This window comes from Streptomyces sp. NRRL S-340, from assembly GCF_000720185.1.
GTDB lineage: Bacteria > Actinomycetota > Actinomycetes > Streptomycetales > Streptomycetaceae > Streptomyces.
Map to the genome: position 1 here is coordinate 93,143 of NZ_JOIY01000022.1, position 22,137 is coordinate 115,279.

Below are 22,137 nucleotides of genomic sequence, written 5' to 3' on the forward strand. Positions count from 1 at the left end.
CTCGACCACCCCACCCCGTCCTCATCACCTGAAGCGACAAGGAACAGCCATGTCTGCCCACTTCACCCGACGCGGCCTGACCCGCGGCATCACCGCGGCGACCGCCGTCGCCACCCTCGCCACCGGGCTCGCCGCCTGCGGCGGCGACAGCGAAGCCGCCACCGCCGTGAGCGACACCGCCGGCACGGTCACCGTCGGCCGGCTGTCCAACGGCGCCGCCAAGGAGACCACCCTGAAGGTCTCGGAGGTCAAGTCCATCAGCGCCGAGCTGCCCGACGCCGTCAGGAAGAGCGGCAAACTGGTGATCGGCTCCGGCACCCTGCCGTCAGGCTCCCCGCCGCTGGGCTTCGTGGGCAGCGACCAGAAGACCCTCACCGGTTCCGAGGCCGACCTGGGCAGACTGGTCGCCGCCGTCCTCGGTCTCGAACCCGAGGTCAAGCGGTTCACCTGGGAGAACCTCTTCGTCGGCATCGACAGCGGCAAGGTGAACGCCGGCTTCTCGAACATCACCGACACCGAGGAGCGCAAGCACAAGTACGAGTTCGCCTCCTACCGCAAGGACGACCTCGCCTTCGAGACGCTCAAGTCATCGAAGTGGGCCTTCGACGGCGACTACCGGGCCCTCGCGGGCAAGACCGTCTCGGTCGGCGCGGGCACCAACCAGGAGCGGATCCTGCTGGAGTGGCAGAAGAGGCTCCAGAGCGAGGGCAAGAAGCTCACCGTCAAGTACTTCCAGGACAACAACAGCCTCTACCTGGCCCTGAACAGCGGCAAGATCGACGCCTACCTGGGCCCCAGCCCCAACCTCTCCTACCACGTCACCCAGACCGCGAGCACCCCGGACGCGACCAGGATCGCCGGCCATTACTCCGGTGCCGGCGAGGCGCTCCAAGGGCTGATCGCGGCCACCGCGAAGAAGGGCAGCGGCCTGGCCGAGCCTCTCGCCGACGCGATCAACCACCTGATCGAGAACGGCCAGTACGCCAAGTGGCTCGCCGCCTGGCACCTCTCCGACGACGCCGTCACCAAGTCCGAGGTCGACCCGCCCGGACTGCCGCTCGACAACTCCTGACCACCGCGTGCCGCGGACTCCACCACCTCCCGCGGTGGAGCGCCCGCGCGCTGCGCACCCCGAGCCGCCCACGGAGAACGCCACGCCATGTCCGTCACCACCCTCGACGCCGGCCCCTCGCACATCCTGGACAACCCCGCCTGGGCCGCGCTCACCGGCCCCCACGCCCACCTCGCCCGACGCATCGGCCGTGCCGCCCGCTACCACGAGGAGGTGGCCCCCTTCCACGCCGTGTCCGACGAGGACGACCCGCGCGCCTGGGCCGACCTCGCCGCACTCGTCGGCCCCGGCGGCACCGCCTCGGTGCGGAGCGTCACGCAGACTCCGCAGGGCTGGGAGATCGTGCGCACCGGACACGGCGTCCAGCTCGTGGACACCGGCGTGCGCGCGGAGCCCGACCGCGAGGCCGTACGGCTCGGTCCCGGCGACGTGCCCGAGATCCTCGACCTGGTCGCCCGCACCCGGCCGGGGCCCTATCTGCCCCGCACCGTCGAAATGGGCACCTACCTCGGCATCCGCCACCACGGCCGGCTGATCGCCCTGGCCGGCGAGCGGCTGCACCCGCCCGGCTGGAGGGAGATCAGCGCCGTGTGCACCGACCCGGACCACCGCGGCCGGGGGCTGGCCACCCGCCTCGTCCGCGCGGTCGCCGCCGGCATCAAGGAGCGCGGTGAGCGCCCCTTCCTGCACGCCGTGGCCACCAACGCGAACGCGATCCGGCTGTACGAGTCGATCGGCTTCACCCTGCGCCGCCGTACGGTCTTCTCGCTGGTGCGGCACACCGGCGCCGCCGCTCGGGAAGAAACGGCATAGCCGTGCCGTCGTGCTCGTCGCGGTCGCCCTCTCCGCCGGTCCCGGCGGCGGGCACGGCTTGTGCCGCCGGCGGCCGCATGGACCGTCGGGACGAAGGTGCGGCCCGTGCCACGTGCCCGCCCCGCCGTCCGCCTCATTTCCCTGCCACACGCCGGCACACAGCGCGCGGCCGGCTTCCTCCGCAGCTCCTGACCCGATTTCCCCAGCGCCGCGCGCCCCGGTTCCCACGGGCCGGCGATCTCGTACGGACCTCCAGGAAGGCATCCACCCGTGTCCCCTTCTCCTTCACTGCACCTTGCCGTGGCCCTCGACGGCACCGGCTGGCACCCCGCCTCCTGGCGCGAGCAGGTCGCCCGACCCAGGGACCTGTTCACCGCCGGGTACTGGGCCGGCCTGGTCGCCGAGGCCGAGCGCGGCCTGCTCGACTTCGTCACCTTCGAGGACGGACTCGGCCTGCAGTCCTCGCACCACGGCGAACCGGACGGCCGCACCGACCAGGTCCGCGGCCGCCTGGACGCCGTACTGATCGCCTCCCGCATCGCACCCCTCACCCGGCACATCGGTCTGGTGCCGACCGTGATCGCCACCCACACGGAGCCGTTCCACATCTCCAAGGCGATCGCCACCCTCGACCACGTCAGCACCGGCCGGGCCGGCCTGCGGGTGCAGATCAGCGCCCGCCCGCACGAGGCCGGCCACTTCGGCCGCCGCACCTTCCCCCCGCTGAGCCTGGAGGAGTTGCGGACCCCGGCCGGACAGGAGCGGCTGACCGGCCTGTTCGACGAGGCCGCCGACCACGTCGAGGTCGTGCGCCGGCTCTGGGACAGCTGGGAGGACGACGCCGAGATCCGGGACGTGGCCACCGGCCGCTTCATCGACCGCGACAAACTGCACTACATCGACTTCGAGGGCAAGTACTTCAGCGTCAAGGGACCCTCCATCACCCCACGCCCGCCCCAGGGCCAGCCGCTGGTCACCGCCCTGGCCCACCAGACCGTCCCGTACCGGCTGGTGGCCCGCCAGGCGGATGTCGGCTACGTCACCCCGCACGACGCCGGGCAGGCCCGCGCGATCGTCGCCGAGATCCGCGCCGAGCAGGAGGCGGCCGGACGGGCCGGTGAACTCCTGCACGTCTTCGGTGACCTGGTGGTCTTCCTGGACGCCGAACAGGGTGCCGCGGAGGACCGGCGCGCACGCCTCGACGCCCTGGCGGGGGAGCCCTACACCAGCGACGCCCGCATCTTCGCCGGTACGCCCGCCCAGCTCGCCGATCTGCTCCAGGAACTCCACAGCGCCGGGCTGACCGGTTTCCGCCTGCGCCCCGCCGTCGCCGGACACGACCTGCCGGCCATCACCCGCGGACTGGTCCCCGAACTCCAGCGCCGCGACGCCTTCCGCACCGCCTACGAGGCCGGCACCATCCGCGGCCTGCTGGGCCTGCCCCGCCCCGCCAACCGCTACACCGCCGCCTGAACCGGAGGGACCGCACCCACCATGAGCAAGCCGCTGAAGCAGATCCACCTGGCCGCGCACTTCCCGGGCGTCAACAACACCACCGTATGGAGCGACCCGCGCGCCGGCAGCCACATCGAGTTCAGCTCCTTCGTCCACTTCGCGCAGACCGCCGAACGCGCCAAGTTCGACTTCCTCTTCCTCGCCGAGGGCCTGCGCCTGCGCGAACAGGGCGGTCAGATCTACGACCTGGACGTCGTCGGCCGCCCCGACACCTTCACCGTGCTGGCCGCGCTCGCCGCCGTCACCGACCGCCTCGGCCTGGCCGGCACCATCAACTCCACGTTCAACGAGCCCTACGAGGTGGCCCGCCAGTTCGCCAGCCTCGACCACCTCTCCGGGGGTCGCTCCGCGTGGAACGTGGTCACCTCCTGGGACGCGTTCACGGGCGAGAACTTCCGGCGCGGCGGCTTCCTGCCGCAGGAGGAGCGCTACTCCCGCGCCGAAGAGTTCCTGGCCACGGCGAACGAACTCTTCGACTCCTGGCACGGCGACGAGATCGTCGCCGACCAGGAGACCGGGATCTTCCTGCGCGACGCCGAGCCGGGCTCGTTCGCCCACACGGGCAAACACTTCGACATCCGGGGACAGTTCGACGTCCCGCGCTCCCCGCAGGGCCGCCCCGTGATCTTCCAGGCCGGCGACTCCGATGAGGGCCGTGAGTTCGCCGCGTCCAGCGCCGACGCCATCTTCAGCCGGTACGCCACCTTGAAGGAGGGCCAGGCGTTCTACACGGACGTCAAGAACCGCCTCGCCAAGTACGGCCGCCGCCCCGACCAGCTGCTCATCCTGCCCGCCGCGACCTTCGTGCTCGGCGACACCGACCAGGAGGCCGCCGAACTCGCCCGCGAGGTGCGCCGGCAGCAGGTCAGCGGCGCCACCGCCATCAAGCACCTGGAGTTCGTGTGGAACCGTGACCTGTCGGCGTACGACCCGGAGGGACCGCTGCCCGACGTCGACCCCGTGGTGAGCGAGGAGCACATAGCGCGGGGCCGCGCCCAGGTGCGGATGTACCGGGACCCGGTCGCCGTCGCCCGCCAGTGGCGGCAGCTCGCCGAGGCCAACAAGTGGTCCATCCGCGACCTGGTCGTCAACACCGGAAACCGGCAGACCTTCGTCGGCTCCCCGGCCACCGTCGCGCAGACCATCGACGACTTCGTGCAGGCCGACGTCTCCGACGGCTTCATCCTCGTCCCGCACCTCACCCCAGGAGGCCTCGACCCCTTCGCCGACCAGGTCGTCCCGCTCCTGCAGGAACGGGGCGTCTTCCGCACCGAATACGAGGGCACGACCCTGCGCCACCACCTCGGCCTCACCCCTGCGGACTCCCTGCGGGGCGAGCAGCGGGCGGCGTCGTGAGATTCCTGGCCATCACCCTCATCGCGCACCGCCCGGACCCCCGCACCGGGATACAGAAGCCGGCCCACGACCGCTTCCGGGAGGTCCTCGACAGCGCCCTGCTGGCCGAGGAGCTGGGCTTCGACGGCTTCGGCGTGGGGGAGCGGCACGAGCGGCCGTTCATCTCCTCGTCCCCGGCCGTCGTCCTCAGCCACGTGGCCGCCCTGACGAAGCGGATCCGCCTGTTCACGGCCGTCACGACGCTCAGCCTGCTGGACCCGGTCCGGGCGTACGAGGACTACGCCACGCTGGATCACCTGTCCGACGGGCGCCTCGACCTGATCATCGGCAAGGGCAACGGCACCGCCCAGCGCGACCTGTTCCACGTCACGCCCGAGGACCAGTGGAGCCGCAACGCCGAGAGCTACGAGGTCTTCCGCAAGCTGTGGCGTCAGGACAAGGTCACCGCCGCTACCCGCTTCCGTCCCCCGCTGACCGACGCCGAGGTGTGGCCGCGGCCGTACCAGCGGCCGATCCGGGTGTGGCACGGCAGCGCCACCAGCAAGGAGTCGGTCGACCTGGCCGCCCGCTACGGCGACCCGCTGTTCTCGGCGAACGTCACCCACCCCGTCGAGCCGTACGCCGAGCTGGTCCGCTACTACCGGCAGCGGTGGGACCACTACGGTCACGATGCGGCACGCATCGCCGTCGGCGCCGGCACCGCGGGCATCTGCGTCGCCCCCACCTCGCAGGAGGCGCTGGCCGCGTACCGGCCTGTCTTCGAGGCCAACCGGGCCCTTGCCGAGAAGACCGGCCTGCCCGTCGTCTTCGAGACCCTGGAGGACTTCGCCGAACGCAGCTCCGCTCTGATCGGCAGCCCGCAGCAGGTCGTCGACAAGGTGCACCGCTACCACGAACGGTTCGGGCACACCGTGCTGCACCTGCACGCCGACGCGGGCGGGCTGACGGAATCCCGGCACCGTGCCTCCCTGGAGCTGTTCCAGGCCGAGGCCGCGCCCGTACTGCGCCGCGAGATCCCGGACCCGCCGTTCGCATGGGGACCCGTGCTTCCCGCACCACCGCTCGCCCAGGAGTCCGCCCATGTCTGACATCCCCCTCGGCATCCTCGACCTGGTCCCGATCCCGTCGGGTTCGACGGCAGCCGACGCCCTGCGCAACTCGATCGACCTCGCACAGCGGGCCGAGCGCATCGGATACACCCGCTACTGGTTCGCCGAGCACCACCTCAACCCCGGCGTGGCCGGCACGTCACCCGCCGTCGTCCTGGCGCTGACCGCCTCCGCGACCTCCACCATCCGGCTCGGCTCCGGGGCCGTACAGCTCGGGCACCGCACCGCGCTGTCCACCGTGGAGGAGTTCGGACTGCTCGACGCACTGCACCCGGGCCGGTTCGATCTGGGACTGGGCCGCTCGGGCGGCCGTCCGCCGGGACAGCCGGCCGCACCGCTGCCGACTGCGACCCCGGTCGTCGACGGCCGCACCCCGAACGGCCTGTTGATCCCGCCTCGCTTCTCCTTCGAGCATCTGCTCGGGTCACCCCGCACAGCGCTGCAACGCAGGCTGCTCCTGCTGCCGGGCGCCGAGTCACAGGACTACGCCGAGCAGATCGACGACCTCCTCGCCCTGCTGGCCGGCACCTACCGCTCACCGGAGGGCGTCGAGGCGCACGTCGTACCGGGGGAGGGCGCCGACGTGGACGTGTGGATCCTCGGCAGCAGCGGTGGCCAGAGCGCCGAGACGGCGGGCGCCAGGGGGCTGCGGTTCGCGGCGAACTACCACGTCAGCCCGGCCACGGTGCTGGAGGCGGTGGAGGGCTACCGGTCCTGCTTCCAGCCCTCCGAGTTCCTCGACAAGCCGTACGTCAGCGTCTCGGCGGACGTCGTCGTCGCCGAGGACGACGCCGCCGCCCGCGAACTCGCCACGGGATACGGCCTGTGGGTGCGCAGCATCCGCACCGCCGAGGGCGCCATCGAGTTCCCGACGCCGCGCGAAGCGCGCGCCCGAACGTGGACCGACGAGGACCGGGCCCTCGTGCGGGACCGCCTCGACACCCAGTTCGTGGGGTCGCCGGCCAGGGTGGCCGACCAGCTCGAACGACTCCAGGAGGCGACGGGCGCGGACGAACTGCTCATCACGACGATCACCCACGACCACACGGACCGGGTCCGCTCGTACGAACTGCTCGCTGAGGAGTGGCGCCGCCGGGGCCACTCCTTCCGTGCGAGCTGATGCCCGCAGGCACTCCACCGGCCGGAAGCAGCGACCGTTTCGGCGCGGCCCGTCTCGTCGCCACGCCGAAGCCGTGGGCGGCGGCGTGGCGCCGCCGCGCCCCGGCCGGCGGCCGGTGCGGGCCGGCTCCCTGCGGGCCGGTCCCGTGCCGGTCCACGGCGGAGCGGAGCCGGTGCCTGCGGCGGGCCCTGCCCCGCCGTGCCGACGACGACATGGACCGGCCGCAGGGACGATCCGGCTGTCATGCGGTGAACGCGGCATCGATGAGGGCTCTGATGTACGGGAGGTCATCGCCGGCCCCCGTCGGGTTCAGGGAGTACACCAGGCGGTGCCGGAGGTCGCGGGTGGCGAAGAAGCCGTTGTCCCAGCCGGGACGGGAACCGGTCTTGCCCCACACCTCCTCGCCGTCCGGAAGCTGGTAGCGCATCAGCCCGCCGATGCTGTAACAGGCCGTCGGGCCTGAGCAGTTCTTGTTGTCTCGGCCGTTCGCCGCGACCGGCACTTCGAACACCAGTTTCTGCTCGGCGGGTGGGAGCAGGCGGCCCCGGAACAGCGCGGTCGTGAACCGGTCCAGGTCGGCCGCGGTGGAGATCATGCCCCCCTCGGCCCACGGGTACGGGCTCTGCTCGGTCACGTCCTGCCCCTCGACGTACACCTCCGCGTGGGGGGAGGGGATCGTGGAGTCGTCGGCGGCGGGCAGGCTGGTGTGGCGCAGGCGCAGCGGCCGGATGATCCTGCGCTCCAGCTCGGTGGTGAAGGAGTGACCGGTGACCTTCTCCACGATCAGACCGAGGACGAAGGAGTTGAGCCCGTTGTACTGCTGCTCGAAACCGGGTTCGGGCGGCGTGCCGGTGGCTGCGGCGAACGATGCGCGCAGGAGGCCTTCGGGCGTCACAGATCTCAACTGCCATCCGGGTCCGTCGGCCGGGCCGGGCGTCGGGGCGGGCTTGGGCAGGCCGCTGGTGTGGTCGAGGAGGTGGTGCACGGTGACGCCGTCGTACGCCTCGGGCAGCACCCGGGGGACGTACCGCCGCGCCGGTGCGTCCAGGTCGATCCGGTGCTCGGCGATGAGCTGGAGCACCACCGTGTTGGTGAAGGCCTTGGTGACGCTGCCGGCCCGGAGGTACGCGTCGGCGGTGACGGGGCCGGCGGCCGTGCCCACGCCGTCCTGTCTGATCAACGCGCCTGCGACGATGTCGTCGGGCAGGTGGCCGAGGATGTCGTGGACGGTGGGCTGCGCGGACGCCGGGGCACCGGAAGCGGCAGGTGCGGCGGCTGCGGGCAGAACCGCACCTGCGCTGAGAGCGGAGGTGAGGAGGAGAGTGGTGACGGCAAGGCGTAGGTGCATCGAGGTACCTCCGGCGGTGCTCACGTGACTAGGGTGACTACGTCAACTCTCCTGGTCGACGGCGATGTTGCCCATCAGTGATCACCCTGACGACAACCCTGAACTGCCCCTGACCCACCGGCTCCACCGCCGCGGCGGACTCCCCCCGAGCCAAGACCCCGGCCCAGCGGATGAGAAGTAGCGGGACGGCGGCACAGCCGGCTCGCCCACCGCGCCTGCTGCTCGTACCGCACGGCCCCCGCCGCCCGGGCCCGGACCCCCATCGTTGACTGCGACTGCGACTGCGACTGCGACTGCGACTGCGACTGCGACTACGACGACAGGAGCACACCCGTGACAGCCGCGATGCCCTTCCTGCTCGAACGCCTGCATGCGGCCGGCCTGACCGATGTCGTCGCGGCAGAGCCGGCCGCCGGCGGCCTCGCCGCGACCGCGGGGATCGCGCGTCGCGGTGACGGCACGCCGGTGTTCGTCAAGGCGTTCGAGGAACCGCCGTCGGACGATGCGTTCGCCGCGGAGGCCGAAGGGCTCACCGTGCTGCGCGAGTCGGGCGGCGTCGTCACGCCCGAGATCGTCCTCGCGGACCGCGACCTGCTCGTCCTGTCCGTGCTGGAGACCCGGCCGGGCACCGGGGCCTTCTGGGAGCAGTTCGCGCATGCGCTCGCCCGCCTGCACACCACCACGCGGCACCCCCGGTTCGGGTGGCACCGGGACAACTGGCTGGGCCGTCGTCGGCAGGTCAACACCTGGGACGACGACGGGTTCGCGTTCTTCGCCCAGCACCGCCTGCTGCGCTGGCTCGGCGAACACCGCGTCCGCGAGGCGCTCGACGCCGCGGACCGGGCAGCCCTGGAGCGGCTGTGCGACCGGCTGCCCGAGCTGCTGCCGGTCAGGCCCGCGTGCCTGACACACGGCGACCTGTGGGCGCAGAACGTCATGGCCGCCCCTGACGGACGGCCCGCGCTGATCGACCCGGCCGTGTCGTACATGTGGGCCGAGGTCGACCTGGCCCACCTGTGGACGACGGCGCCGCCGCCCGAGGCACACGCGTTCTTCAGGCTGTACGCCGAACTGACCGGGCTCGACCGCGACTGGCGCGAACGCATGCCGATCCTCCAGCTGCGCCAGCACCTGGCCGTCATCGCCCAGTTCGAGCCCGACTGGGGCGCCGCCGATCTGGTGCGCGCCACCCTCGCCCCGTTCCGGCGGCGCCCCTGAGCGGAGCCGGGCGGACGCCGGACACGGGAACCGGCACCGGAGTCAGCCCCCGAGGGGCTTTTGGAGCCGGTCATCAGGCGCCAGGGTGCGCACGACGTCGAACTCGTTGCCCTCGGGGTCGGCCATGACCACCCAGGTCCGGCCGGGGCCCTGGCCCACGTCCGTCGTGGTGGCGCCGAGAGCGAGCAGTCTGGTCACTTCGTCCTCTGTGCTGCCGTCGATCGGGCTGACGTCGAGATGGAGCCGGTTCTTGGCGGTCTTGCCCTCGGGCACACGGATGAACACCAGGGTGGGCGGCATCTGGCGGGCCCGCACCTCCTCGACGGTCGGCACCCAGGAGCCGATCTCGACCTTGTCCTCCGCCCGGTCGATCACCTTGAAGTCCAGCACCTCGCACCAGAAGGCCGCGAGCCTCTCGGGATCGCCGCAGTCAACGGTCAGTTCGGTGAACCTGCTTGTCATGCTTCTCCCAGGTAGTAGGAACGACGCTCAGGGCAGGTCGCCCGCCCGGCGGATCCGAGATCTTTTCGGCCGGGAACCGCCCTCAGCCCCTGGCCCGGCACCGGCGCCCGTGCCCGGTCAGCGTGCCCGCTGGGCGTTCACCGGGGGACGCGCGTCACCGCGGTCCGCGTCCAGGCCCGCGAGCAGGCGCAGCCCGTTCTCGTCGGGGCTGCCGGGGGCCGCGGACAGCACCAGCAGCTCCATGCCCGACTTGTCCGGTAGCGGAAAGTTCTCCTGGTGCAGCTCCAGGCGGCCTACCAACGGGTGCCGGTAGGCCTTGCGGCCGTGTGTGCGGGCACGCACGTCCGCGCGAGCCCAGAGGCGGCGGAAGCGCTCGCTGCCCATCGCCAGCTCTCCGATGAGCGAGGCCAGGCGGGGGTCCTCGGGGAACTTCCCGGCGGCCAGACGCAGGTGTCCGACCGCGTCGAGGGTGCAGTTCTCCCAGTCCGCGTAGAGGCCGTGCTCGGCCTCCTCCAGAAAGAGGTGACGGGCCGTGTTCAGGCCCGGAATCGGCCGGCCGTAGAGGAGCTGGGCGAGACGGTTTCCGGCGAGCACGTCCAGGCGGTGGTCCATGATCAGCGCGGGAGCGCCGGCGACCAGGTCGAGGAGGCGCAGCAGTTCCGGCCGGACCCGCCCGCTCGGCGCCTTCGCGCGGCGGCGGCGCTGCCGCGCGAGCCGGTAGAGGTGCTCGTGCTCGGTCTCGTCGAGGCGCAGGACGCGGGCTAGCGCGTCGAGGACCTGTTCGGATGGCTGGGTCGCACGGCCCTGCTCCAGGCGTACGTAGTAATCGACGCTGACTCCGGACAGATGCGCCACCTCTTCGCGGCGCAGCCCTTCGACCCGGCGGCGGCTGTCGGTGGGGATGCCGACGGCCGCCGGGGCGACCCGGGAGCGCCGGGTCCGCAAGAAGCCCGCGAGATCGTCCATGCCCCCAGTATGGCCTCGCCGGTGCCCGTGAAGGTGGCCCTGCCGTTACCAGGAAGTCCCGTCCGACGGAGAAGGAGCCCCTGAACGCCGGGCGCCGGGACGCCCAGGATCTGAGGCACCCGATCCGAAGGAGTCCCCATGAAGACGCTGATCGTCTACGCCCACCCCGAGCCCGAGTCGCTCAACGGCTCGCTCAAGGACCTCGCGGTGTCCACCCTTGAGGCCGCGGGGCACGAGGTACGGGTGAGCGATCTGTACGCGATGAACTGGAAGGCGGTCGTGGACGCCGCGGACTACGGCCCCCACGCCTCGAGTCCGCTGAAGGTCGTCCGGGACTCGGGCCGGGCCTTCGAGGCGGGGACGCTCACCCCGGACGTCCTCGCCGAGCAGGAGAAGCTGCTGTGGGCCGACACGATCGTCTTCCAGTTCCCGCTGTGGTGGTACACCATGCCCGCGATCCTCAAAGGCTGGGTGGACCGCGTGTTCACCTACCGCTTCGCGTACGGCGTCGGCGAGCACAGCGACACCAAGTACGGCGAGCGCTTCGGCGAAGGCACCCTCGCGGGCAGGAAGGCCCTGCTGTCGGTGACCGTCGGCGGCCCGGAGCCGCATTACGCCGCTCGCGGGATCAACGGCCCCATCGACGATCTGCTGTTCCCGATCCAGCACGGCATCCTCTACTACCCCGGCATCGAGGTACTGCCGCCTTTCGTGCTGTACGGGACCGATCGGATGACCGGCGAGGACTACCAGGACGCCGCCAAGGCCTGGGAGCAACGTCTGCTCACCCTGGAGTCGACCGAGCCGATCGCGTTCCGGCGGCAGAACTTCGGCGACTACGACATTCCCTCCCTGCACCTGAAGGAGGGACTGGAGCCGGCCGGCCGCACGGGTTTCGGGCTGCACGTCCGCAGCTGACCGCCCGCGGTGGACAGAGCGAGCGGGGCGCGAACACCCGGGCGGCAGAGCAAGGATGCGACACCGATCACGGTGCGGGACCGGCGGCCTGCCTCTTCCGCGTCCCTGGGCGCCGGGTGCCGACCGCGCGGGCGCCGCATCGACGCCATGGCCGGCGCCGGCCCCCAGCGCGGTACGGACTTCCGCGCCTGCCGTCCCGCCGCCTGCTGAACCGCCGCCCCAGGCCGACCGGTACCGGCTACGAGCCCCCCCCCGGCCGCCCGCGGCGACCCGCCCCCCGCCGGATGAGGCGGCGGGGGGCGGCCCGCGCAGGCCCGGTTCGTGTGGCGAGCCCGGCCCCCCGCGAGTCCGGCATGAGCCGAACGAGAGGCCCTAACCGCAGGGGATCACGTAGCGGACGGGGCTCCAGTCGCCGTGCGCGTCCGAGCTGTACGCGCGCGGCGTCTTGTAGATCATGGTGCCGTTGGGGTTGTACATCCGGGCCCGGCGGCTCTCCAGGTCGCGGGTCTGGTCGTTGACCCAGGAACCGCCCTTGCCCCAGGTGGACACGTAGTACTTCGTGTTGCACTGGCGCATCTTGATGATGCTCCCGCTGAAGTTGTCCCGCTGGTAGGCACAGAAGTTCCCGGACACCCCGGCGACGTCCAGACACGGGTCGGCGACGGCGCGCATCCCGTTGCCCGAGGCGAAGTCGCGCGGGTGGGCTTCGCCCGGCAGGGCCACGAGGATCTCGCCCTTGCCCTTGAGGTCGATCTTGTTGAGCGCGACCTGGGTCCCGCCCGTCCTCTTCAGGTAGCGGTCCACGTCCGCCTGCAGCGCCGTGGTCTGCGCACTGGTCAGGTGCGCGGACTCGGCCTGCTGGGCGAAGCGCGAGTCCGCCGACGCCCCCGGTCCTGCCTCGGCGGTGCCCACGCCCGCGACGAGCATGAGCAGCCCCCCTGCCGCCGCGACGGCCACACGGCCCTTCGTGACTGCCATGTGTTTCCCCCTGTCTCTTCGCGGTTCTCCGCTGAAGCCGCCGCCCTTCGCGGCGCCCTCAGAAGGTTCCCATCGACGGTAAGTCACCGCCTCCCTCCGGGAGTTGAGCCGTGGTAAACCTTCGCGGTAAGCGCCACGGATGACGGCGGTTTCGGCCAGAGCGCCGCAGAGGAGCTGGTGCGCGTCGGTGACGTGCTCGAACGGGAACGTCTCCGGTGTCGTTCAGCGGCCGATGCCGTCCAGTTCGGCGACATCCTCGTCGGAGAGTGAGAGACCGGCGCCTGCGATGTTCTCGCGCAGGTGAGCGGTGGACGAAGTACCGGGGATGAGCAGGATGTTCGGCGAGCGCCGCACCAGCCAGGCCAGCGCGATCGACATGGGCGTCGCCCCCAGTCGGTTCGCGACCTGTGAGAGGGCCTCGGACTGCAGCGGCGTGAAGCCTCCCAGGGGGAAGAACGGCACGTAGGCGATGCCGTCGGCGGCGAGCTGATCTATGAGGTCGTCGTCGTGGCGGTGGGCGAGGTTGTACATGTTCTGCACGCACACGATCGGGGCGATGCTGCGCGCCTCGGCGACCTGCTCCCCGGTGACGTTGCTGACGCCGAGGTGGCGGATCAGCCCCTCTTGCCGGAGGCCGACAAGCGTCTCGAATGCTTCGGCGATCGAGCCGGGCCGGGGGCCCTGTGCGTCGCCCATGCGCATGTTGACCAGGTCGAGGCTCTCGACCCCGAGGGATTCGAGGTTTTCATGGATCTGCCTGCGCAGGTCTTCGGGGCGCCGGGCCGTGGGCCAGCCGCCCTGCGCGTCGCGGGTCGCGCCCACCTTGGTGGCGATGAACAGCGGATCCGGGTAGGGGTGCAGCGCTTCACGGATCAGCTCATTCGTGATGCGCGGTCCGTAGGCGTCGCTCGTGTCGATGTGGGTGATCCCGAGGCCGACTGCCTCGCGCAGCACGGCCAGGGCGCCGTCGTGATCGGCGGGCGGCCCCATGACCCACGGGCCGGCGAGCTGCATCGCGCCGTAGCCGAACCGGGTGACGGACGAGTCACCCAGCGTCCAGGTTCCGCCGGGAAGAGGTGCGGAGGGCGTGTTCATCGTGGTGCCTTTCACTTCGTGCAAGGGGTGGTGTCTCCGACCCCCTTGCACCAGTGTTGGAGAGGAACTTCCTGCCGGGAAGTAGGCACTTTGAAGTGCGTAACACACCAGAAGGTGAGAGGCGAGATCAGTGGCGACGACGAAGGCCGACAAGAAGGCGCAGGCCAAGGCGGAGTACAACGCGTTCCTGGCGGTGTGCCCCAGCCGTCAGCTCCTCGACCGGATCTCGGACAAGTGGGTCGTCCTGATCCTGTGTGCGCTGGGCGGTGACACACCCGAACACTCCGGTGCATCGCACACCCCGAAGGCGATGCGCTACTCGGAGCTGGCCCGGCTGCTGGCCGGCGTCAGCCAGAAGATGCTGACCCAGACCCTACGGGCTCTCGAACGCGACGGCTTGCTCATCCGCACCGCGACACCCACGGTCCCTGTCACCGTCACCTACGAGCTGACCGACCTCGGCCTCTCCCTCCACCACCTGACACGCGGGCTCAGGCAGTGGGCCCAGACCCACATGGAACAAGTCCTGGCCCACCGCGAGGACCATGACGCACGGGCTTCCTAGGTGCTGTCGTCTCATTCCCGTCTGTCCCGCCCGCCCCGCGTAGCCGTCCGGACGCGGTCAGGGGTGCATCACGGTGGGGCGGGAGGGCCTTTCGCCGCTCGGTGGAGATGTCGCAGTCCACACCGGACCGAAAGGGCCCTCTTCTGTTGAGGGTCCCCCGGCCGAGACCAGGCTCACCCGTTCACGGCCTCCCCGGACAGCACAACTAGCCTTTGTCGACAGCGAGTTCACCGTTAAGGATCACCATGCGGAGGTCTCGTACGTTTCGGATGTCCGTGGTGGGATCGGCGTTCAGTACGAGCAGGTCGGCGCGCTTGCCGGGGGCCACCGTGCCGAGGTCGGGGCGTGCACACTGCCGTGAGGCACCACTGGTGCCTGCGGCCAGCACCTGGGTGGGTGTCATCCCGGCCGCCACCATGAGTTCGGCCTCTTCCAGAGTGTTGGCTCCGAACAGGCCCCGGCCGCTGAAGGTGTCGCTGCCCAGCGCGATGTGCACGCCGGCCTCGGCGACCTTCCGGAGATTGCCACGGGCGTCCGGGTGGGCGTCGTCGATCCAGAGCGTGGGTGTGTAGGTGATGCCGTGTTCGAGCATCAGGTCGATGAGTGAGCGGTCGGTGAGGGGTTCGACGGTGACCCCGTGCTCCAGGCCGTCCGCCCCGGCCTCGATCGCCTCGCGTGCCGCGGCTTGCTGGGTGGTGTGGACGGTGACCCGAAGACCTCGTTCGTGCCCGGCCTCGATACCCGCCCGAAGGAGGTCGAGGGGAAGCCGTTCCAAGGCGACACCATCCGGAAAGACAGGGTTGCGCCAGAGGTACGCCGGCCCGCCCGAGTGCGCGCACGCCCCCTCCGACAGGAGTTTGATCGCGTCCACCTTGCGGTCAGCCAGGTGGTGCACCAGGTCGCGGATCTCCTGCACACTGCCGACCTCTCCCGTGAAGCGCTCGCGCGCCCACGGGTTGTCGCTGAAGACCGTGGCGGCGGGGTGCCCGCCGCGTCCGGTGATGCCGCAACCGGTGGCCAGCAGTCGCGGACCCCGCAGCGCGCCCGCGGCGATTCCGGCCCGTGCGGCCAGGATTCCGTCCGTCGGATCGCCCACCGACTTGATCGTGGTGATCCCGTGGTCGAGGAACAGCCCGAGCCGTCCGGGAAGCTCGTTCTCCTCGAAGGCCCGCATCGAATCGGGACCGGAGACCGCGCGCACGTCGTAGAAGTGGATGTGCGTGTCGATCAGTCCCGGCATGACCCATCCTCCGGCCGCATCCACCTCCTGTCCGCCCCTGAGCGGCTCGGCCGACACGGAAGCGATCCGTGTGCCGTCGACGGCCACGTCATACAGGCCGGTGAGCGCCTGGCGGCCGTCGAAGACACGTGCGCGACTGATCACGAGGTCGTGGGTCGCAGGGCCGCGGGCCTCGGCGCTCGCCGTCGCTTCGTCTTTCTGGTTCATCGCTCTCATTCCTGGCACGTTCTGAGCAGGTGTTCGGGTTCGGGTGTGTGCGGATGGACGGTGCGGCCGCTGCCGCCGGGAGCCGGGAGCCGGGAGGTCCTGGAGTGCCGCGCTCCGGAACAAACTGCAACTGGTTGAGTTACAGTTTAGGTATGCGTAAGCGCGCAGGACGTGGGGGTGTCACCGCCGGTCAGCGGTCCTGCGCTTCGTTCTCGCAGGTCAGTATCTGCTGCAGCAGGGCGGCGATCGTCGTCCGGCCGAGCCGCTCCTCCAGAGCCCGTTCCGCGTTCTGGAACTCGGCGTCCAGCAGATCGCCGATGTTGCGGCCGACCACGCACGCCCCGCTGGGCGGATGGGGGTGCCTGGAGAAGATCTGCTCCCCCTCCACGGCGGCGTACGCGTCGTAGAGCGTGATGTCCCGCGGGGTGCGGGCCAGGGTCCAGCCGCCTCCCCGCCCCTCGGTGGACCGCACCAGGTGAGCGTCTCGCAGGCGGCCGAGGATGCGCCGCACGAGAACCGGATTGCTTTCGAGGCTGTCCGCGATCTCCGCGGAGGTCAACGAGCCTCCCCGCCGGTGCGCCAGCATCGCAAGCGCGTGAATCGCGACCGCGCTCCTGCTGCTGAGCCCCGCCATCTCCGACTCCTGTCACCGCCGAAAAACTGCCACCAATCTAGTTGCAGCTGATTCGATGGTCAACCGAGTCGTCCGGGGCCCTCGGATCCCGGCAGGCCGGATGCACCCTGGTCGGCTCATCGCCTTCGTAGGCCCGGCGCCGGAGGAGCAGGTCTCCGCCCCGGACCGCCTGACGCCTGCCGAGCGCGAATGCTCCCGGTGGTGCGGTGGTTCGTAGTGACGCTGCGTCAGTTCCCCGACGGCCCGGTGCCGTTCTTCCTCCGTGCACGCCCGAGAGACTCTGCATCCCGGCCCCCACTCGGACGACGACTCTGCGAAGATCTGCTTGAAGGCGGCCACCGATCACCGGGGCCGACCGACGAGAGGACATCCTCATGACGAGCAAGCCCACTGTGGCGGTCTTGGGCGCCGGCGGCATCGGCGGCCTGCTGGCCGCCCTGCTGTCCCGCTCCGGCCACCGTGTCATCTGCCTGGCCCGCGAAGCCACGGCGCACACCCTGCGCAGCAGCGGGATCGAGGTCCGCAGCCGCCAGTTCGGCGGCTTCACGGCCGCCGTGGAGGCGGCCACCGAACTGTGCGAGCCGGTTGACGCGTGCCTGATCACCGTCAAGCACACGTCGTTGGACGCCGCGCTCACCCGCGTCCCGCCCGAGGTCCTCGGCGACGCCCTCGTCGTCCCTCTCTTGAACGGCGTCGAACACCCCGCGATCCTGCGCGCTCGCTACCGGCCCGACCGCGTGGCCCCCGGAGTGATCCGTGTGGAGTCCACCTACCACCGGCCCGGCGGCACCGGGCCCGTCGTGATCGAGCACGGCAGCCCGTTCGTCGAGATCGACCTGACCGCCGAGGCTGTCCCCCGCCCCCGCGTCGAAGCCCTGGCCGCGAGCCTGTCCGACGCGGGGACGACGGCCCGCGCGGTGGAGGACGAGACCGGGGCCCTGTGGGCGAAAATGGCCTTCCTCGCACCCATGGCCCTGCTCACCACCCGGTACGGGCTCCCCCTCGGGGAGGCCCGTACCCGCCACCGCGATGAGCTGGAGAGCCTGGTCGCTGAGACCGCTGCGGTGAGCCGCGCCTGCGGTGCCCCCGCCGACATCACCCAGACCCTGGCGCGGTACGACGCCTTCCCGCCCGCCACGAAGTCCTCCATGCAGCGCGACGCGGAGGCGGGCCGGCCACTGGAACTCGACGCCATCGGCGGGGCGTTGCTGCGCGCCGCCGGCCGCCACGGCGTGCCGGTGCCGGTGACATCCCGCTTGGTACGGGAGGTAGGCGCCGCTGCCGGCGACCAGGCCGTGCCGGAGATCCCGCGCGCGTAGCCGCCGCCGGCCCGACGGTGCCTTTGGGAGATGTGGTGCCGGTGTCGTGAACCGAGGACTGTCCGGGGGTTCTTCGGGCAGCGGATGAGCTGACATGGAAGACCCGGCCCGGGTCCTGCCCCTCACGTGAGGAGAGATGTATGAAGTCGTGGCGCAAGCGAATGACCTTCGGACTTGCTGCCGTTGCCGCCGTGGTCGCGATCCCGCTGACGGCTGGTTCCGCCTCCGCCGCCAGCTGGCACGACATCGCCGGCGGACCTGAGATGTACCCCGACATGGCCGCGTGCCAGGCGGACATCCCCGAGGCGAAGAAGCACTACCAGGACGCCACCTGCGTCGACAACAACGGGCGTATCTCCCTCTGGGCGCTCTACTGATGCCGTAACCGCCCGCCCGCACCGGGCTGCCGCCTCCCGCAGGCACCGCGGGCTCATCGCGAGCCCGTGACCTCGGTCTTCAGGAGCTGCCGGCAGCGGGCGTGACACGGCGGCCTCCGCGCCTGGCGCGGAGGCCGCCGACAACTTCACCGAGCACCGGCCTGCCGCGCGGCGGACCCGGGGGCTCGCCGGTCACCGCCCCGGGCACCGTGAGCCTGGTGGGCCGTGTCCGTGTGCCGCAGGCCCGGGTGATGCCGCTGGGCCCGCCGCGGGGTGGAAACGCGGGGCGGCTGCGTCGGCAGCTCCGGGACGTGAGCCGAGTGCGCACAGGCTGCCGCCGACTCGCTGCTCATCGCCCGGCGGGGGAACCGTCCACCGGTCCGGCGCGGACTCAGGGTGCGGGCGAATCCACCGTGGCGTCCGGCCGGGACGCGGGAGTGCGCCCGTCACGCGGTGGCTTCCCCGGCTCGCCCGACCGCAGAGCCAGGCGCGGCAGGAAGTAGCCGACAAGTGGTCCGATGCCGACGGCGTACACCGCCGTGCCGATTCCGACGGTGCCACCGAGCAGCCACCCGCCCACCAGGACCGAGGCCTCCACGAGGGTACGGGCGACGCGGACGGAGAGACCCAGCCGCGCCAGCCCCGTCATCAGCCCGTCGCGGGGGCCCGGCCCCCAGCCGGCCCCGACGTACAGCCCGGTGGCCACCGCCGTGCCGACGAGACCGCCGGCGAGGAGGAGCAGCCGGTACGGCCAAGGCTGCGGCGCGGGCAGTACCCGCAGGGCCTGGTCGAGAACGGGGCCGACGAGGACCGCGTTCGCGAGCGTACCGATGCCGGGCCGCTGCCGCAGGGGGAGCCAGAGGAGGAACACGCCGGCCGACACCAGGACGACGACCGCCCCGAGGGTCAGCCCGGTGGTACGGGCGAGGCCCTGGGTGAGCACCGTCCACGGGTCCGTTCCCAGACCCGCCCGGACGAGCAGGGCCGTACTGAACCCGTAGAGAGCCAGTCCCCCCAGCAGCCGGGTGGCGCGCTGTGCGACCCGGTCCCCGGCCCACCTCACGAGGCACCGGCCAGCAGCACGGCGGCGGCGTCCGCGGCGTCGGCCACCGCCCGCGCGGCGGCCTGCGGCCCCTCGACGACCACGCGCCCGGCCACGCCGTCGATGAGCAACAGCAACTGGGAGGCTTGGAGTTCGGGCACTGCCGTCCCGGCCTGCGCGCACAGGGTGGTGAGCAGTTCCCGCAGCCACCGCTTCTCCTCCCGGACCGCCCGGCGTACGGGGTCCTCGGGATCGACCACCTCGGCCGCGGCGTTGAGGAAGGCGCAGCCCCGCCCGCCCTTCCTCTCGTACCGGTGAGCCAGCCACGCGAACACCGCCAGCGGCCGGTCACCGGGATCGCTCACGCCGGCCAGCCACTCGTCCAGTTCCGCGGCTGCCTCGCCGTGCCGGTGCCGCAGTGCCGTGGCGGCCAGTTCGCTCTTGCCGGAGAAGTGGGCGTACAGCGTCGGTTTCGACACACCTGCCTCTTGCGCGACGGCATCCACACCGGTGGCCCCGAAGCCCCGGTTGTAGAAGACGTCCTCCGCGCTCTCGATGAGCTGGTTCCTGGCACTCCTTCGAGGACTCATGAAACTTAACTTACCAGTAAGGCAAGTTTCAGTCGACGCCCCGGAGAGGGAGGGCGGAAGGACGAACGCCTTGAGGGCGGGCGGGTCGCTTCCGGGATCCCCGCGAAGCAATTACTTGGCTAGCCACATAATCGGTGCTACTTTCACGTGGCTGGCCACATGAATCGTCCGGTGCGGCATCCCACTTCGAGGAGAGCAGTCATGAAGGCCATCGTTTTCGACACGTTCGGCGGCACCGAGGTCCTGCACGAGACGGAGATCGACATCCCTCGGCCCGGGCCCGGCCAGGTCCGTGTGCGCGTCCGGGCTGTCGGCGTCAACCCGGTGGACGGCAAGATCCGCTCCGGCACCATGGAGGCCGTCTTCCCCACCACGCTGCCCGCCGTGCCGGGCGGGGAGATCGCCGGTGTGGTCGACGCCGTCGGCGAGGACGTCGACCACCTCAAGGTGGGGGACGAGGTCCTGGGGTGGTCCGACACCGGCTCCTACGCCCAGTACGCCCTGGCCTCCGCGGCCGTCCTGGCGCCCAAGCCGGCCGGCCTGGACTGGATACACGCAGCCGCCCTGCCCGTGGCGAGCGACGGCGCCGAACGCGTCCTGGACCTGCTCGGCGTCACCTCCGATGAGACGCTGCTGATCCACGGCGCCTCCGGCGCGCTGGGCACCATCGCCGTCCAACTGGCCGTCGCCCGCGGCGCTCGCGTCATCGGCACGGCCGGACCGGCCAACCAGGAGTACGTCACCTCCCTCGGCGCGACCGCACTGGTCTACGGCGACAACCTGGTCGAGCGGGTCCGCGCGCTCGCCCCCGAAGGGGTGGACGCCGTCTTCGACGCCGCGGGCAAGGGCGCACTGGAGGACTCCATCACTCTGCGCGGCGGCACGGACCGGATCGTCACCACCGCCGACTTCCGCGCCGCCGAACTCGGCGTCGTCTTCGCCGAGGGCCCCCAGCGCCGCTCCGCCGCCCGCCTCGCCGAGCTGGCCCGGCAGGCCGCCGACGGCACACTGGTCACCACGATCAGCGCCGTCTACCCGCTCGCCGAAGCGGCCAGAGCGCAGCAGGCCGGCGACGCCGGCCACAATCGCGGCAAGATCGTCCTCACCGTCGACCGGTCCAGCAGCCCACTCGCTGTGTGACGAGGGAGCAACCATGTCAGACCCCACCTCACCGGAGCTTCCGAACACGGCGGAAGCGGGGCCGTTGAGCTACGCCGTCTTCCAGCTCGCCCGCACCCACCGCGCCCGTGCCGCCGCCATGCTGCGCGCCATGAACCTGCACCCGGGGCAGGAACTGCTGCTCATGCAGCTCTTCGACCGCGACGGCCGGACCCAGGCGGAACTGCTGGAGCGAGCCGGTCTCGACCACTCCACCGTTTCCAAGTCCCTGCGCCGTATGCAGGAGGCCGGGCTGCTCACCCGGGAGCCGGCCGCCCACGACCGGCGGGTCATGGTGGTCCACCTCACCGACGCCGGGCGTGCTCTCCAGGAGCCCATCGCCGACATGTGGCGCACCCTGGAACAGGCTTCCGTGCGCGACCTGACCCCGGATCAGATCGAGGCATTCACCACCTGTGCGCGCATCATCGAGAAGTCGGTCAGGGACCACAGCCGACAGCCGCCTGGCGAGTGAGCGGGACGCGGAGCCCGCCGACGTGCCGGCACCGTCCGTGTCCGGTGTGGAGCGAGGGCCTGCCCGAGGGCGGCCCTCGCTCCACACCGGCCCAGGAGTCCATGCTTCAGCTCCGCCGTTGATCGGCGTATCAGCGCGGCGGGGGCGCACGGACACGCCCCTGCTCACCGCCACGCCAGGCGGCCGGCAGGACCCGGTCGCCGGTGTCCGCCGCGGCGTCGCCGGTCTCCGGCTCGTCGTCCCCGGCGAGTCTCCGGCGGGGAGAAGGAGGAACGTCGTTGCGGACGACAGGGTGGGCGCCGAGTCGTGGCGGCCACGGGCAACTGACGGTACGCCACGACCCGGTGTGCTGTGCGCGCTGATGGAAGGCGCCCCTCGCGTGCAGCGGAACGAGCCCGGCGCGGCGCCGGGGCGAGGACGGACAGCATGGTTGCTCGTGCGCCTCACGGTCGAAGGCCGGCGGCTGCCGCCGGCCGGTCCGCGCCGCATCGGGTCGGCCTGTCGGCCGGCCCGTACCGGATCACCGCGCGGACGCCGCGCTTGTGCGGATGATCGCCCCG

The 22,137-nt window shown here is 71.5% G+C and carries 22 protein-coding genes; 13 read left to right on the plus strand and 9 right to left on the minus strand.

Annotated elements, in window-relative coordinates:
* The first annotated feature begins 49 nt into the window (after positions 1 to 49).
* The 6 genes from IG64_RS18770 to IG64_RS18795 all read left to right on the plus strand — a co-directional run bounded on the left by IG64_RS18770 (position 50) and on the right by IG64_RS18795 (position 6,985).
* A complete protein-coding gene (locus IG64_RS18770; RefSeq protein ID WP_037857621.1) occupies positions 50 to 1,072 on the plus strand; it encodes a transporter substrate-binding domain-containing protein in 1,023 nt (340 codons plus the stop codon).
* 87 nt (positions 1,073 to 1,159) lie between these two features.
* Positions 1,160 to 1,885, plus strand: coding sequence for a GNAT family N-acetyltransferase (locus tag IG64_RS18775; protein WP_037857622.1), 726 nt, complete (start codon positions 1,160 to 1,162; stop codon positions 1,883 to 1,885).
* Between the two features lie 270 nt (positions 1,886 to 2,155).
* Positions 2,156 to 3,358, plus strand: coding sequence for an LLM class flavin-dependent oxidoreductase (locus IG64_RS18780; protein ID WP_037857625.1), 1,203 nt, complete (start codon positions 2,156 to 2,158; stop codon positions 3,356 to 3,358).
* A gap of 21 nt (positions 3,359 to 3,379) precedes the next feature.
* Positions 3,380 to 4,756 (plus strand): NtaA/DmoA family FMN-dependent monooxygenase, encoded by a 1,377-nt coding sequence (locus tag IG64_RS18785; RefSeq protein ID WP_037857627.1) that lies wholly within the window; start codon positions 3,380 to 3,382, stop codon positions 4,754 to 4,756.
* A complete protein-coding gene (locus IG64_RS18790; RefSeq protein WP_037857629.1) occupies positions 4,753 to 5,844 on the plus strand; it encodes an LLM class flavin-dependent oxidoreductase in 1,092 nt (363 codons plus the stop codon). Before IG64_RS18785 ends, IG64_RS18790 begins: the two co-directional genes overlap by 4 nt.
* Positions 5,837 to 6,985, plus strand: coding sequence for an LLM class flavin-dependent oxidoreductase (locus IG64_RS18795; RefSeq protein ID WP_037857630.1), 1,149 nt, complete (start codon positions 5,837 to 5,839; stop codon positions 6,983 to 6,985). Before IG64_RS18790 ends, IG64_RS18795 begins: the two co-directional genes overlap by 8 nt.
* A 241-nt stretch (positions 6,986 to 7,226) precedes the next feature.
* Here the strand turns inward: IG64_RS18795 and IG64_RS18800 are convergent, their stop codons facing one another.
* Positions 7,227 to 8,333 carry a serine hydrolase domain-containing protein gene (locus IG64_RS18800; RefSeq protein ID WP_037857736.1) on the minus strand — a complete coding sequence of 369 codons (1,107 nt, stop codon included), beginning with the start codon at positions 8,331 to 8,333 and terminating at the stop codon, positions 7,227 to 7,229.
* Between the two features lie 333 nt (positions 8,334 to 8,666).
* Here IG64_RS18800 and IG64_RS18805 point away from each other — a divergent pair, with 333 nt between their 5' ends.
* Positions 8,667 to 9,551 (plus strand): fructosamine kinase family protein, encoded by an 885-nt coding sequence (locus tag IG64_RS18805; protein WP_234438550.1) that lies wholly within the window; start codon positions 8,667 to 8,669, stop codon positions 9,549 to 9,551.
* 42 nt (positions 9,552 to 9,593) lie between these two features.
* On the opposite strand, the gene IG64_RS18810 is transcribed toward IG64_RS18805, so the two are convergent.
* Together IG64_RS18810 and IG64_RS18815 are read right to left on the minus strand one after the other, a co-directional pair.
* Positions 9,594 to 10,013: a VOC family protein gene (locus IG64_RS18810; RefSeq protein WP_037857633.1), complete on the minus strand. Its 420-nt coding sequence runs from the start codon at positions 10,011 to 10,013 to the stop codon at positions 9,594 to 9,596.
* A 117-nt stretch (positions 10,014 to 10,130) separates the two neighbouring features.
* Positions 10,131 to 10,979 carry a helix-turn-helix transcriptional regulator gene (locus IG64_RS18815; RefSeq protein WP_037857635.1) on the minus strand — a complete coding sequence of 283 codons (849 nt, stop codon included), beginning with the start codon at positions 10,977 to 10,979 and terminating at the stop codon, positions 10,131 to 10,133.
* Between the two features lie 138 nt (positions 10,980 to 11,117).
* Between IG64_RS18815 and IG64_RS18820 the strand changes: the two genes are divergently transcribed.
* On the plus strand, positions 11,118 to 11,897 hold the full coding sequence (locus IG64_RS18820; RefSeq protein WP_037857638.1) for an NAD(P)H-dependent oxidoreductase: 780 nt from the start codon (positions 11,118 to 11,120) through the stop codon (positions 11,895 to 11,897).
* Positions 11,898 to 12,269: 372 nt separating this feature from the next.
* Here the strand turns inward: IG64_RS18820 and IG64_RS18825 are convergent, their stop codons facing one another.
* Positions 12,270 to 12,875 (minus strand): hypothetical protein, encoded by a 606-nt coding sequence (locus tag IG64_RS18825; RefSeq protein WP_037857641.1) that lies wholly within the window; start codon positions 12,873 to 12,875, stop codon positions 12,270 to 12,272.
* 222 nt (positions 12,876 to 13,097) lie between these two features.
* A complete protein-coding gene (locus IG64_RS18830) occupies positions 13,098 to 13,970 on the minus strand; it encodes an aldo/keto reductase family oxidoreductase (RefSeq protein WP_037857643.1) in 873 nt (290 codons plus the stop codon).
* A gap of 130 nt (positions 13,971 to 14,100) precedes the next feature.
* On the opposite strand from IG64_RS18830, the gene IG64_RS18835 reads away from it, so the two are divergent.
* Positions 14,101 to 14,535: a winged helix-turn-helix transcriptional regulator gene (locus IG64_RS18835; RefSeq protein ID WP_037857646.1), complete on the plus strand. Its 435-nt coding sequence runs from the start codon at positions 14,101 to 14,103 to the stop codon at positions 14,533 to 14,535.
* A 205-nt stretch (positions 14,536 to 14,740) separates the two neighbouring features.
* Here IG64_RS18835 and IG64_RS18840 read toward each other — a convergent pair whose 3' ends face one another.
* Both IG64_RS18840 and IG64_RS18845 read right to left on the minus strand, forming a co-directional pair.
* Positions 14,741 to 15,982 (minus strand): amidohydrolase family protein, encoded by a 1,242-nt coding sequence (locus tag IG64_RS18840; RefSeq protein WP_199811620.1) that lies wholly within the window; start codon positions 15,980 to 15,982, stop codon positions 14,741 to 14,743.
* A 190-nt stretch (positions 15,983 to 16,172) separates the two neighbouring features.
* The gene (locus tag IG64_RS18845; RefSeq protein WP_037857648.1) at positions 16,173 to 16,616 is read right to left on the minus strand and encodes an Rrf2 family transcriptional regulator; all 444 of its coding nucleotides are present in this window, start codon (positions 16,614 to 16,616) and stop codon (positions 16,173 to 16,175) included.
* A gap of 374 nt (positions 16,617 to 16,990) precedes the next feature.
* Here IG64_RS18845 and IG64_RS18850 point away from each other — a divergent pair, with 374 nt between their 5' ends.
* Positions 16,991 to 17,935, plus strand: a complete 945-nt coding sequence (locus IG64_RS18850; RefSeq protein ID WP_037857650.1) for a ketopantoate reductase family protein — start codon at positions 16,991 to 16,993, stop codon at positions 17,933 to 17,935.
* A 140-nt stretch (positions 17,936 to 18,075) separates the two neighbouring features.
* Entirely contained in the window at positions 18,076 to 18,312 is a 237-nt protein-coding gene (locus IG64_RS18855) for a hypothetical protein (RefSeq protein WP_037857651.1), read from the plus strand.
* A 391-nt stretch (positions 18,313 to 18,703) separates the two neighbouring features.
* On the opposite strand, the gene IG64_RS18860 is transcribed toward IG64_RS18855, so the two are convergent.
* Positions 18,704 to 19,375: a YczE/YyaS/YitT family protein gene (locus IG64_RS18860; RefSeq protein ID WP_063758815.1), complete on the minus strand. Its 672-nt coding sequence runs from the start codon at positions 19,373 to 19,375 to the stop codon at positions 18,704 to 18,706.
* Positions 19,372 to 19,944 (minus strand): TetR/AcrR family transcriptional regulator, encoded by a 573-nt coding sequence (locus IG64_RS18865; RefSeq protein ID WP_037857654.1) that lies wholly within the window; start codon positions 19,942 to 19,944, stop codon positions 19,372 to 19,374. The genes IG64_RS18860 and IG64_RS18865 overlap by 4 nt, the downstream gene beginning before the upstream one ends.
* A 201-nt stretch (positions 19,945 to 20,145) precedes the next feature.
* Here IG64_RS18865 and IG64_RS18870 point away from each other — a divergent pair, with 201 nt between their 5' ends.
* Together IG64_RS18870 and IG64_RS18875 are read left to right on the plus strand one after the other, a co-directional pair.
* Positions 20,146 to 21,084 (plus strand): NADP-dependent oxidoreductase, encoded by a 939-nt coding sequence (locus IG64_RS18870; RefSeq protein ID WP_037857657.1) that lies wholly within the window; start codon positions 20,146 to 20,148, stop codon positions 21,082 to 21,084.
* 13 nt (positions 21,085 to 21,097) lie between these two features.
* Positions 21,098 to 21,577, plus strand: a complete 480-nt coding sequence (locus IG64_RS18875) for a MarR family winged helix-turn-helix transcriptional regulator (RefSeq protein WP_037857659.1) — start codon at positions 21,098 to 21,100, stop codon at positions 21,575 to 21,577.
* Positions 21,578 to 22,137: the final 560 nt, after the last annotated feature.